We start from the raw sequence: 12,070 nt of genomic DNA, 5'->3' as shown, positions 1-12,070 counted from the left end.
TAAACTTTCAAAATAGCTTTAAAATAATAAACATGTCTTATATAGTTTTAGCCAGAAGATATAGACCTCAGTCGTTTAAAGAAGTAGTAGGACAGACCCATGTAGTCAAAACCATAGCCAATGCCCTTAAATTAGGTAAGCTTTCTCATGCCCTTTTGTTTTCAGGTATAAAAGGAACAGGTAAAACCACGGTAGCAAGGCTTGTAGCTAAGGCTTTAAACTGCCTAAATCCGATAGAAGGATATGAACCCTGTAATCAATGTCCTAACTGCTTAGAGATTAATCGTGGGGTTTTTGTAGACGTTATAGAAATAGATGCTGCTTCAAACCGAGGAATAGACCAAATAAGAGAGATCATCGAAAACCTTAAATATGCTCCTACTCGAGGTAAAGCCAAGGTTTATATCATAGACGAAGCCCATATGCTTACTAAAGAGGCTTCAAACGCCCTTCTTAAATCCTTAGAAGAGCCACCTTCTCATGTATATTTTATTTTAGCTACTACCGAGCCTAACAGGCTTTTACCTACCATCCTTTCTAGGTGCCAGCGTTATGATTTTAGAAAGCTTGACCTTCCTCAATTAATAAAGCATCTAAAAACCGTTTGTGAAAAGGAGAGTTATCAGATAGAAGAGGAGGCCTTAAAACTTATCGCTAAAGAAGCTCAAGGGAGTTTAAGAGACGCCCTTTCACTTTTAGACCAGGCTATGGCTTATGGAACTCATACCAAAGAGGATGTCATTCAAGCCTTTGGATGGCATGAAGCCTTGTTAATAGAGGAATTAGCTCAAGTTTTGTTGGAGAAAAACCTAAAAAAAACCTTAGAGGTTGTTCAAAAGGTTTACGAACAAGGAACCGACCTTATCTATCTTATGGAAAAACTAACCGAATTTTTCAGAGAGCTTTTCTTGACAAAAGCTCTACCTCAAGAAAATACCCAGCATTTTCAAAATCCAGTTCTTAGAGATTTAGTCTTAGAATACGAATTAGAGGAAATTTTTCTGATCTTACAGAGCTTAACCAGAGACCTTGAGATATTAAGAAGAAGTAGTTATCCTCAGCTGCAGTTTGAATTAGCCTTGGTAAGGGTTTGCGAACAAGCTAAATTAGTTCCTCTAAACAAATTGATAGAGAAAATAGAGACTTTACCTAACCTTTCTTTTGACTATAAAAACCTTGAACCTTCACTTAAAGAAACTGAAGAAAAAAAAGAACCTTTAACTTTTTCTGAAAAAACTTGGCAAGATTTTTTAGAACTACTTGCAAAAGACCGTCCAATTCTTTACAGTCTCGCTAATAGTTTACCCTCACCTGTCTTTAATTTACAGCGTTTACATATAAAAGTTAAGGAACATTTAAAAAATACTACATATTTTGATGAACTTATAGAGAAGATGAAAGAGTTTTTTAAGAAGCCTGTAGAGGTTGAGGTAGAGGTTTCTCCTCAACCTAAGCTTGAAGAGATAAAAGAAAGGCCTGAGGTAAAAGAAATTTTAACCCATCTTTCTGCTAAAATATCTTATATTCAAATATTAAACAAGGAGTAAGATATGAAACTACCACCCCAGTTACAGCAAATGATGAAAGAGATCCAAAAGATGCAAAAAAAGTTAGAAGAAGCTCAAAAGATGCTTGAAGAAAAAACGGTTACCGTTCAGGTAGGTGGAGGGATGGTAACCGTTACTGCTAACGGTAAGCAAGAAATCTTAGCCATAGAAATCGAAAAAGAACTTTTAAATCCTGAAGAAAAAGAAATGTTAGAGGATTTGATTTTAGCCGGGGTAAACGAAGCCTTGAAAAAGGCTAAAGAAATGATAGAAGAGGAAATGGCAAAGATTACAGGAGGTCTAAAAATTCCCGGAGGTTTTAACCTCCCAGGATTATTTTAAATCTCATGTCGATGGTTTATCCCCTTACTCTAAAAAAGCTTATAGAATCTTTATCTAAGATTCCAGGCATAGGGGAAAAAAGCGCTACCCGTATCTCTCTATATTTGTTATCTAAACCTGATTTTTGTGAAACGTTAGGTGATTTGATAAAAGAACTGCCGTATAAGGTAAAGTTGTGCAAGCTTTGCAGGAATCTTTCTGAAGATGAAGTGTGTAGGGTTTGTCAAGATGATAACCGAGAGGCTAAATCCCTTTGTGTGGTGGAAAATCCGGTTAACCTTTTTCATATAGAAAACACAGGGATATATAAAGGTTATTATTTTGTATTGCATTATCTACTTTCTCCTAAAGAAGGTATCGGTCCTAAAGAATTAGAGATAGATAAACTTCTTTTTTTAGTTAAAAAAAGGGGGGTAGAAGAGATAATTTTTGCCCTTTCTCCTACCTTGGCTGGTGAAGCTACCATTAATTATATTTTACAGGTCTTGAGAAATTATCCTATAAAGGTTAGCAGATTAGCCTGCGGAGTTCCGATGGGGATGGACCTACAATTTGTAGACCCTTTAACCCTTAAAAGGGCTTTAGTTTATAGAGAGCTTTTAAAAGAAAAATGAAAGAAGACCTCTTTTTTTGTAAAACTTTAGCTTTGGGAAGTTTAACCAAAGGATATTTTCATAATTTAAGGGGAATGTTACAAGGGGCTTTTTTGGAAGTTCAAATCCTTTTGATGAAAAAAGCCTCTTTAACTCAAGAAGAGCTAACCCAAAGGTTAGAAAAGGTTTTTAATCAACTTAAAAAGCTTAATCAACGATTAGAAATAGCCTATTCTGACTTAAACGATGATTCTCTAAGTTCTTGGGATTTGAAAATTCTTATAGAAGAAGCCTTAGCCTTTTGGGAAGCAGACTTAACCTTTAAACATAATGTAGCTAAAGAGATATTAGAAGAAAAAAAAGGAGAAGTAAAATTTCCCAATAATCTTATAAGAGGTTTTTTCTGTGGTTTAGGGGAGCTTTTGTTCTTAAGTCTAAAAGAGGGAAGGCTTTGGATTAAAATTAACGGAGAACTCCTTGAATTTAGTTGGGATAGAACTTTAGAGCCTCCTTCTTTAGAGAGACTTAAAACGTTTTTAGAGGGCTTTACCACCTTGATAGACTTTGACCTAAACCACCAGAGGTTAAGCTTAAAGTTTAAATCTTATGAAGGATAAAATTCTTTGGCTGGGTTTTTATCTTAAAGAAAGAAACCTTTTGAAAGCCATTAAATTTTTTGAAGAAAATATTTCATTAGAAGATATTTTAGCTTACAAAAGGTATAGTTTAAAAGAAATAGAAGGGTTAGGTCTAAAAGAACTTGAGAAAGCTCAAAAATTAGGTATAGAAATTTTTTTTAGAGAAGACCAAGAATTTCCAGATAAAATTAAGGCTATACCTTATGCTCCGATTTTTCTTTATGTAAAAGGTAGTTTAGAAAAGATAACGCCTTCGGTTGGGGTAATAGGTTCAAGAAGACCTACTAATTACGGAAAAGAGGTGGCATATAAATTTTCTAAAAAACTTTCCCAAGCTGGAGTAGTAATAATATCAGGTCTTGCAAGAGGGATTGATACCATAGCCCACAAAACTTGCTTAGAGGTAGAAGGAAGGACCATAGCGGTTTTAGGCTCAGGGTTAGACGTTGTTTACCCTCCAGAAAATCAAACATTATTTAATAAAATTGCCTCTGGGTATGGAGCGGTGGTTTCAGAATTTCCGTTAGGAACCCCCCCGCGGAAAGAAAACTTTCCGTTAAGAAATAGGCTTATAAGTGGATTTTCAGAGGCTATATTGGTGGTAGAAGCAGGGCCAAAGAGTGGGACGCTTATCACCGCTAAATGGGCTCTCCATCAAGGAAAAGAAGTTTTTGCGGTACCTGGGAGTATTTTTTCTATCCAAAGCGAGGGGACCCATTTTCTTATCAAATCAGGGGCTCAGCCGGTTTTTTCTCCAGAAGAATTGTTAGATTTTTTAGGGATAACAGAGGATTTAAAAACTTTTGGTTTATTTAAGTCAGAAGATAATAAAAATGATAAAGACCTTACCGAAGAAGAGCAAAAGGTTTTGTCTCTACTTTCTTCTTATCCTATCCATTTAGAGGATCTTTTGTTAAAGATAGAACTCCCTGCCGCTGAAGTATTATCGGCTGTCACAGAACTTGAGTTTAAGGGTTTGGTCCAGGTCTTACCAGGTAGCTTTATAAAACTTAAAGATTGAAAACCTCTTTTATTAAACTCTCTGTATTTTTAAGGTTTAATTTTAAAAATATTTTTTCGAACAAGCCCTCCATATCCTCTAAGATGTGTTTTTTAACCTTTAAATCAAGGTCCCACCAATCTTTTTTAAAGGCTCCAAACCCTTTTTTTCTGGTTTTATAGATAAATTGCGATTCAGAAAGGCCTTCTTCCCATTCGTGTTTAAGGTTTTCTTTAAGGTATCGGTAAATTTTTTCTCTAAACTCAGCAGGAAGGGCAGGATGGTCGTAAAGAAAGTTTTGAAAGGCTGTGGCTAAGTGGACCTCTACGCATTCATTTTCGGGGAAAAGGCTGAAATAATCTTCTGGTAGGGTAGAAGCTCCATGCTGGACCGCACCTGCAAGTCCAAATTCTTCTCTAGCGATTTTAGAAAGTTCTTTTAGGGTTTTGAAATCTAGTTTGACTTCAGCGATTTTACCGTCTGGTAAAACCACTCCACCATGGATAGTTCCTGTTTGAACACTTATTTTGGAAATTCCTTCTTCTTTTTTTAAGGTTTGTTTTAGCCCTTTCATAAAGGCCCTAAGCTCTTCAGGGGTGCTGTTTTTACCTCCTATTTCTCCGATTTCTCCTCCTAAGGTAACTTTAATTCCTGTGGGTTCGATTTCTCTTACAAAATCACAGAGCTCAGCGGTTACTTCGTAATTATACCTTTGTTGCTCAGAAATTTCCTTTTTTTCTAAATCAACCAAAGTAGAGGCGTCTATGTCTATGTTATAAAACTGAGCAGATAAAGCCTCTTTAATAAGGTTTTTAAGGTTGTTTTTTTCTTTTTCAGGGTTGGCAAAAAAAGACTTTCGGTTAAGTTGAAAGTGGTCTCCTTGAATAAAAACCGGAAGCCGATAGCCTTCTTTAAAGGCTGCCGCTAAAACCACGGTAGCGTATTCTAATGGTGGTTGTTTAGTATAACCTATTTCAGACTTAGCTATCTCAAAGATAAAGGCTCCGGCTGAAAGCCTTTTAGCTGTTCGAAAAATTGCTCTGGCTACATCATAAGTCATACCACGCAGATTAATTGCAGGCACGGTAAAACCAAGAAACTTTTTGGAAAAGCGTTGGTATAAAGGATAGATACTATAACCTTTGATCCCTAAATCTTTTAGCGCCTCGTGTAAAACCGATAGTAGTTGTCTATCTTCAAAAACTGCCTGATAAATTAATCTATCTATAATTTTAGGGTTTTCCGTAAGTTCAGCCAATATTTGTTGTTTTTCCATAAAAGCCTCCTTTGAACCAATCATTATTCCTAAGGTAACCATAAAACCAAAATTTTACAACTCAAACTGTAAACCTCCTGTAAAAGGTTGCAAAAAAGTAAAAGGAGAATAAAATAAAAACATGGCTGAACCAAACATAGACAAACAACCTGTGCTTTTTCAACTGCCAACGGGTCTTTTCTTAGGTGTGGTTTGTTATAATACTTTTTTTGAATCCCTTCAGTTTGTTCTGGAAAAAAAGGAGTTTTTTGAGGTAGAATGGCCTGCTTTGGTTCAGTTTGATAAAACAGGGCTTTATCCTATCTTACTTGGTATACCTACTATTACCTTACAGAGAGTTCATATTATCTGGTATACCCTTGATTTACCAAAAACGCTTTTTAGCCTCTACCAACAGGCTGTTCCTATTCAGTTGACAGACCCCTTTTTACCTCCCGGCCCAAAAGGAGGAGGTCCTAAAAAACCAGAAAAAAAAGAAACTCAGGAAAAAATCATACCTTTTCCGTTTAAAAAAGAAGAAGACTAAACCTTCAAAGATTCTTTAAAAACTCTAAGGCTTTTAATTCCTTCCTTAAAAAGGAGGTAAACTAACAAAAGAAACAATGAAAATTTGAGGTTTTTCAGTAAAATAAGCTCGGTTATTATTACTAAAAATAAAACAATAAAATCAAAAAAAATAAACCTCTCTTCCCTTTCTGGTTCAAAACTTTTTGCCCCTTTTAAAAAGATTATTCCCATAAGCAAAGGTACTATCCAGAAAACTTCTTCTATGAAGGGAAAAATTAGCAACAAAAAAAGAGGATATAAAATCTCATATATCAGTTTATTTCGAAAATTTTTATGAAATAAGAGGTTTAAATTGTTCATATTACGTAAAACATATCCAAAAGCACTAAGATAAGAAAGAAAAACAACCCCCCAGATAAGCATTTCTATTAGAGAGGTATTTAGATTAGGGTAAAAGGTTTTGGCTAAGACTACGCCTACGGCTAAGGTCATTTGAAAAAAAGTTTTAAATTTAGCTATTAGATGGACCTTCATTTTTTGAGGGAAAATACTCCTTAAAAAGGAAATCCAAATTTCTCGTAGAAGAAGCAAAAATACCGGTAGATATGGGAAATAATTAAGTTTTACTAAGATAAGATAGATGGTAGTTATAAAAATTTTGTCGGCTATAGGGTCAAGAAGGGCCCCGAGTTTTGAAGTTCGGTTATATTTTCTGGCTAAAAGTCCATCAAAATAGTCGGTTAGAGAAAGAAATAGCAGTAAGACTGTAGCTATAAGGTTGGAGAGAAAGGAATTTATAAAAAGAAGAATACAAGGGATAGGTAGAAAAAATATTCTCATTAAAGTAAGAAGATTAGGATTTATTTTTTTGTTCACGTTTTAAATTATACTATAATTTTAATGTTTTACACAGTCAAAGATTTATTTCTACAGGAGAATTATTACTTATTTGAGATAAAGGTTAAATTTGAGTTTTTTAGGCTTTTGAAGGTTAAGCTATTGAATTTTTTGTAGGGTAGACTATAATATTATAACACTCTTTAAAGGTGGAGGCCGTAGCTCAATGGTAGAGCACCGGGCTGTGGCCCCGGGTGTTGCGGGTTCAAGCCCCGTCGGCCTCCCCATTTTTATTATTTAATTAAGATTATTAAATAGGTCCTGTGATAAGGAGGTTGATTTATGCATCCCTTAGTAAGAGAAGTAGAAAAAAATTATTTAAAAGAAGGACTTCCTAAGTTTAATCCAGGAGATACGGTAAGGGTTCACTTTAGGCTTAAAGAAGGGGAAGAAAAGGAAAGGATTCAAGTTTTTGAAGGGGTTGTTATAAGAAGAAGAGGTTCTGGTATTAATGCTACTTTTACTGTGAGGAAAGTCTCTTTTGGAGTAGGGGTTGAAAGGACTTTTCCTTTACATTCTCCCAGGATTGAAAAGGTTGAAATCGTTAAGAGAGGTAAGGTAAGAAGGGCAAGGCTTTACTATCTTAGAGAACGTTTTGGTAAGGCTGCTCGTATTAAAGAAAGGTTTGATAATAAAGTTATGGAGTAAAAAATAAAAAAGAGGGGTAGAAACACCCCTCTTTTTTAAATAAACCTTGGTTAAAGAACAAAACGTTTTTTCTTCTGTCGAAAGTTCATTCGATAGATTTTCAGATTTAGAAAAATATTTAAAAAACTTAGGCTATAGCATAATAGCCGGGGTAGATGAAGCAGGTAGAGGGGCTGTCGCAGGTCCTGTTTTTGCTTCAGCAGTTATTCTTCCTAAAGATTTTATTTCTAAAGAGATAAAAGATTCAAAAAAATTAACCCCTAAAAAAAGAGAAGAGTTGTTTGAATATATATGTTCTCATGCTTTATCATATGCTATCGCTAAAGTAGACGTAGAGGAGATAAACGCTAAAGGTATTTTAAAGGCTACGTTTAAGGCTATGTATGAGGCTATAAAAGGGCTTAACCCTTCACCTCAGGTGGTATTGGTAGATGGACCTTTTTTAATTCCAGAATACCATGGTGTTCAAAAGGCGGTGATAGACGGAGACAATCTTTGTGTTTCAATAGCGGCAGCTTCTATATTGGCTAAAGTGGCTAGAGATCGGTATATGCAAGAATTGTCTAAGGTTTATCCTCAATACGGTTTTGAAAAACATAAAGGTTATGGAACTAAGCTTCATCTTGAGAGGATAAAACTCTATGGTCCATGTGAGGTTCATAGAACCTACTATCGGTGTTTTTTATGATTAAAAAATTATTTGAGGTCCTCTCCTCTAAACAAAAAGGTGGATTAGCTGAAAGTTTAGCAGAAAAATACCTTAAAGCCCAAGGTTTTAAAATAATCGCTAAAAACTTTCGGACTAAACAAGGGGAAATAGATTTAATAGCCATGAAAAAGGATCTGTTGGTTTTTGTAGAGGTAAAGGCTGATTTTCAAGGTTTAGATTTTATTGCAGAAGAAAAGATAGACCAAAGAAAAATAAGAAAGATTTTTGGGGTGGCTGAAGAATTTTTGTTTAAAAATTCTAAAAATTTAAGTAAAATAAAAAATATCAGGTTTGATGTTGTGGTGATTAGAGGGGAGGAGGTATTTCATTATGAAGACGCTTTTCAAAAAGACGTTTGAGGGACTATCTTTAGATTTAAAGGAAATTTTAAAGCTTTCTGAGAAAGAGTTAGAAAAAAGATTGCAGGCTTTAGATTTTTATCAGGCCTATGATTTGGTGCTTAATGCCCCTTGGGAGGATAAGGCTAAACTTATACTAAACTCTCCTTATCCTGAGGGTTTAGTAAAAAATCTTCCTTATCAAGAGTTGTTTTTAACCATCAAAGCTTCTTCTCTTGATTTATCGGTTGAGCTTCTTTCTTATGCTAAAGGAAGTCAAATTCAGTTTATGTTTGATATGGATTGTTGGTATAAAGACCGAATTAAAAAAGAAAGGGTTGCTTCTTGGATAGTCCTACTCTTTCATGCGGGAGAGGGAAAAGTTTTAGAATGGTTAAAGGTAGCTGATTTTGATTTTTTGATAGCGATGTTTCAGAAGTTTATTAAGGTATACAAAAAGCCAGACGATATAGAGTTAATAGAAGCTATGGACTTTTTGCCTTATTTTACTTTAGATGATTTCTATTTTATAGAATTTCAAAATGAGGCTTTAGAATTTTATTTCAGGAGAATGATAGAGATTTTAAGAGAGGAAATGGCAGAAACTTATTTTGCCTTGCTTGAGTCTGTAATCTGGGAGATTCCAGCAGAGGTAGAGGAGAGGGCTTATCGGTGGAGAAACGGAAGGTTAGCTGATGAAGGTATTCTTGAATATTTTGAAGCTTTAGACGTTTATACTATTTTGCATCCCAAAAGCTTAAGAAAAATAGAACCTATAGCGCTTCCTTCTTCAGAAGAGAAAGAGGAATTTTCTCCGATTAATATCATGGTTTATCCTGGAGAGGAGGAGTTGTTGATTTTTAAAGTTGTAGAGGCTATAAATGACCCTTATCAGATAGGAAGAATAAAAAAAGAACTTGCTTGGTTGGCTAATAAGGTAATCATCGTAGACAACGTCGTCATAGACGAGATAGAGCAGGTTAAAAAAAGTTTAGATAAATTATGGGGTAGTTTAAACTTAGGGATAGAATATCTTTCTCAAGGGAACAGAGAGGTAGCCAAAAGTTTGGTAGAAGAACATTTCCTCGAAGACCTTTTTAGGGTAGCTCAGACCCTACTTAAACAACTTCGAAAATTCGCCCTTTCGGTTACTAAAAGTAAAGATTTTGATCCTTCGGTTTTAAGATATCTTGACCAACCTTATAAAGGATATCTTGAAGGGGTTTTGGTGAAAAAAATAAACGAAATAAGGTATTTCCGTCCAGAAAAAATAGGGACATTAGAAGAATACACCTTTTTTAAGAAAATAAGCGAAGTAAATACCGCTCGTAGGTATATAGAGGAAATAGGTTATATAGCTCCGGTGATGGAGAGGATGTTTGGTTCAACCCTTAGTTGGATTAAAGAAGTAAACCAACCAGGTAGAAATTATGATGTAAACTTTTTAACCTGGAGTGGGCTTATCCTTACTTCTTTTTTTCACTGGAAATTAAACGGAGAGTTTATTTTTAAAGCCATACCTAAAAGTAGTTGGGCTAAAGTTTTAAATGAACTTTTTGAAGAAAAAGAAGATCATTGCGAGCTTAAACCAGAGATGAAAGAGACATTTTTTAAAAGTTTTGAAAACTATGTAAAAACGAACTGGTATTATGAAGGAGAATTGTTAAACTCTTTTCTCAACTTTGTCATAGAAAAACTTTCTTTAGAGTTTAGAAATATCGACCTTAAAAACCCCCCTGATCCCAAATACCAAACCTTGATTTTGATAGACCTAAACCATTGAGGATTTTATGGAAAAAAAGTTTATTAACTTGAAAGAGTCTGCACTGGCTATTTTAAAAGAAAGATATCTTCTAAAAAAAAACGGAGAGGTAGTAGAGTCCCCTGAAGAACTTTTTCAAAGGGTGTCAAAGGCAGTAGCAGAAGGGGAACTATCTTTTGGCGGAACCTCTCAAGCAGAATTTTATCAAGAAAAATTTTATCAAGTGATGGCCAATTTAGATTTCTTACCTAATTCACCCACCCTTATGAATGCAGGAACTCCTTTAGGGCAACTTTCTGCCTGTTTTGTGCTTCCTATAGAGGATTCTTTAGCTTCTATTTTTGAGGCCTTAAAACAGGCAGCCCTTATTCATAAATCTGGAGGAGGCACCGGTTTTTCTTTTTCTAAAATTAGACCTAAGGGGGATATGGTAGCAAGCACCCAGGGAATAGCCAGTGGCCCTCTTTCGTTTATTCAGGTGTTCGATGCGGCTACCGAGGCTATCAAACAGGGTGGAAAACGACGTGGGGCTAACATGGGGGTTCTTAGGGTTGATCATCCTGATATAGAAGAATTTATAGAGATAAAGTTTAAAAATCCTGAGGCTTTAAGAAACTTTAACCTTTCAGTAGGACTCACCGACGCTTTTATGGAGGCAGTAAGAAAAGAAGAAAAATTTCCTTTGGTTAATCCAAGAAATAAAAAAATTACAAAACATGTAGACGCTAAAGAACTTTTTGAAAAGATTAGTTATTTTGCTTGGGCTTCAGGGGACCCAGGGGTTTTATTTTTAGATACCATAAACCGACACAACCCTACACCACATTTAGGAGAGATCGAAGCTACCAATCCTTGCGGAGAACAACCACTATTACCTTTTGAGTCTTGTAATTTAGGCTCGATAAACTTAGCTAACTTTGTAAAAGATCAAAAAATAGATTGGGAGAAGCTAAAGGATGTTGTCTGGTTAGCCGTTAGGTTTTTAGATGATGTGATAGAGGTTAACAGGTTTCCTTTACCTCAGATAACCAAGATTACCAGACTTACCAGAAAGATAGGTTTAGGAGTAATGGGTTTTGCGGACATGCTCATCAAGTTAGGTGTTTCTTATGCAGAAAAAGAAGCTTTAGAAATAGCAGAAAAATTAATGAGTTTTATCGAAAGAGAATCGGTAAAGGCTTCGCATCATTTAGCTAAGGAAAGAGGATGTTTCCCTGCTTTTTATGGTAGTTTTTGGGACAAAATTAACCTCCCTATGAGAAATGCGACCACAACTACCATCGCTCCTACAGGTAGTATTTCTTTAATAGCAGGTGTTTCTCCAGGCATAGAACCTCTTTTTGGCGTTTATTATGAAAGAAAAACCTTAGAAAATAAGATTTTAAAAGGATTTCATCCGTTGTTTTTAGAGGTTTTAGGTAAAGCAGGGTATAAAGAAAATGAAATAAATGAGATTTTATCAGAGGTAAAGAAGGTAGGGCTCTTAAAATATGTAAAAATTTCAGAAAACATAAAGAGGCTTTTTGTAACCACCTATGAGGTATCTCCTGAGACGCAACTTTTGGTTCAGGCAGCTTTTCAAAGACATACCCATAACGCAGTTTCTAAAACCATCAATCTACCTCCTAATACCACAGTTGAGGAGATTAAAAAGATTTATCTTAAGGCTTATGAATTAGGTCTTAAAGGGGTTACGGTTTATAGGTATGGGTGTAAGAAAGAACAGGTGATATATTTAGGGGAAGATAACCCTGAGGGTTTAGGTTGTTTAGTATGTGATTTATCCTTAAGATAAATCTTTAAAAGGAAGGAG

The 12,070-nt window shown here is 35.2% G+C and carries 13 protein-coding genes and 1 tRNA gene; 12 read left to right on the top strand and 2 right to left on the bottom strand.

What is annotated here, in order from left to right:
• The first annotated feature begins 32 nt into the window (after positions 1 to 32).
• From dnaX to dprA, 5 genes are read left to right on the top strand one after another with little or no spacing between them, the layout of a single operon-like run.
• Complete coding sequence (gene dnaX / locus F1847_RS06040; RefSeq protein WP_150072179.1) at positions 33 to 1,547, top strand: DNA polymerase III subunit gamma/tau; 1,515 nt, start codon at positions 33 to 35, stop codon at positions 1,545 to 1,547.
• Positions 1,548 to 1,550: 3 nt separating this feature from the next.
• Positions 1,551 to 1,889 (top strand): YbaB/EbfC family nucleoid-associated protein, encoded by a 339-nt coding sequence (locus tag F1847_RS06035; protein ID WP_150072178.1) that lies wholly within the window; start codon positions 1,551 to 1,553, stop codon positions 1,887 to 1,889.
• 5 nt (positions 1,890 to 1,894) lie between these two features.
• Positions 1,895 to 2,503, top strand: a complete 609-nt coding sequence (recR, locus tag F1847_RS06030; protein WP_150072177.1) for a recombination mediator RecR — start codon at positions 1,895 to 1,897, stop codon at positions 2,501 to 2,503.
• Positions 2,500 to 3,099 carry a hypothetical protein gene (locus F1847_RS06025; protein ID WP_168194281.1) on the top strand — a complete coding sequence of 200 codons (600 nt, stop codon included), beginning with the start codon at positions 2,500 to 2,502 and terminating at the stop codon, positions 3,097 to 3,099. The genes recR and F1847_RS06025 overlap by 4 nt, the downstream gene beginning before the upstream one ends.
• A complete protein-coding gene (dprA, locus tag F1847_RS06020) occupies positions 3,089 to 4,141 on the top strand; it encodes a DNA-processing protein DprA (RefSeq protein ID WP_150072175.1) in 1,053 nt (350 codons plus the stop codon). Before F1847_RS06025 ends, dprA begins: the two co-directional genes overlap by 11 nt.
• Here dprA and F1847_RS06015 read toward each other — a convergent pair.
• Complete coding sequence (locus F1847_RS06015; RefSeq protein ID WP_150072174.1) at positions 4,131 to 5,396, bottom strand: class II fructose-bisphosphate aldolase; 1,266 nt, start codon at positions 5,394 to 5,396, stop codon at positions 4,131 to 4,133. The two genes, dprA and F1847_RS06015, sit on opposite strands and share 11 nt — an antisense overlap.
• Positions 5,397 to 5,517: 121 nt before the next feature.
• Between F1847_RS06015 and F1847_RS06010 the strand changes: the two genes are divergently transcribed.
• A complete protein-coding gene (locus F1847_RS06010; RefSeq protein WP_150072173.1) occupies positions 5,518 to 5,922 on the top strand; it encodes a hypothetical protein in 405 nt (134 codons plus the stop codon).
• Here F1847_RS06010 and pgsA read toward each other — a convergent pair.
• Positions 5,919 to 6,779: a CDP-diacylglycerol--glycerol-3-phosphate 3-phosphatidyltransferase gene (pgsA, locus tag F1847_RS06005; protein WP_150072172.1), complete on the bottom strand. Its 861-nt coding sequence runs from the start codon at positions 6,777 to 6,779 to the stop codon at positions 5,919 to 5,921. The two genes, F1847_RS06010 and pgsA, sit on opposite strands and share 4 nt — an antisense overlap.
• Positions 6,780 to 6,952: 173 nt before the next feature.
• On the opposite strand from pgsA, the gene F1847_RS06000 reads away from it, so the two are divergent.
• The 6 genes from F1847_RS06000 to F1847_RS05975 all read left to right on the top strand — a co-directional run bounded on the left by F1847_RS06000 (position 6,953) and on the right by F1847_RS05975 (position 12,052).
• Positions 6,953 to 7,027: transfer RNA gene (locus F1847_RS06000), tRNA-His, on the top strand.
• A gap of 55 nt (positions 7,028 to 7,082) precedes the next feature.
• A complete protein-coding gene (gene rplS / locus F1847_RS05995) occupies positions 7,083 to 7,448 on the top strand; it encodes a 50S ribosomal protein L19 (protein WP_150072171.1) in 366 nt (121 codons plus the stop codon).
• Between the two features lie 46 nt (positions 7,449 to 7,494).
• The gene (locus F1847_RS05990; RefSeq protein ID WP_150072170.1) at positions 7,495 to 8,136 is read left to right on the top strand and encodes a ribonuclease HII; all 642 of its coding nucleotides are present in this window, start codon (positions 7,495 to 7,497) and stop codon (positions 8,134 to 8,136) included.
• The gene (locus F1847_RS05985; protein ID WP_150072169.1) at positions 8,133 to 8,516 is read left to right on the top strand and encodes a YraN family protein; all 384 of its coding nucleotides are present in this window, start codon (positions 8,133 to 8,135) and stop codon (positions 8,514 to 8,516) included. Before F1847_RS05990 ends, F1847_RS05985 begins: the two co-directional genes overlap by 4 nt.
• Complete coding sequence (locus F1847_RS05980; protein WP_150072168.1) at positions 8,488 to 10,278, top strand: DUF6178 family protein; 1,791 nt, start codon at positions 8,488 to 8,490, stop codon at positions 10,276 to 10,278. The genes F1847_RS05985 and F1847_RS05980 overlap by 29 nt, the downstream gene beginning before the upstream one ends.
• A gap of 7 nt (positions 10,279 to 10,285) precedes the next feature.
• The gene (locus F1847_RS05975) at positions 10,286 to 12,052 is read left to right on the top strand and encodes an adenosylcobalamin-dependent ribonucleoside-diphosphate reductase (RefSeq protein ID WP_150072167.1); all 1,767 of its coding nucleotides are present in this window, start codon (positions 10,286 to 10,288) and stop codon (positions 12,050 to 12,052) included.
• Positions 12,053 to 12,070: the final 18 nt, after the last annotated feature.

The sequence above is a fragment of the Thermodesulfobacterium sp. TA1 genome (assembly GCF_008630935.1).
Taxonomy (GTDB): domain Bacteria; phylum Desulfobacterota; class Thermodesulfobacteria; order Thermodesulfobacteriales; family Thermodesulfobacteriaceae; genus Thermodesulfobacterium.
Note: the sequence above shows the minus strand (reverse complement) of the source record. Positions and strands in the feature narration are given on the sequence as shown.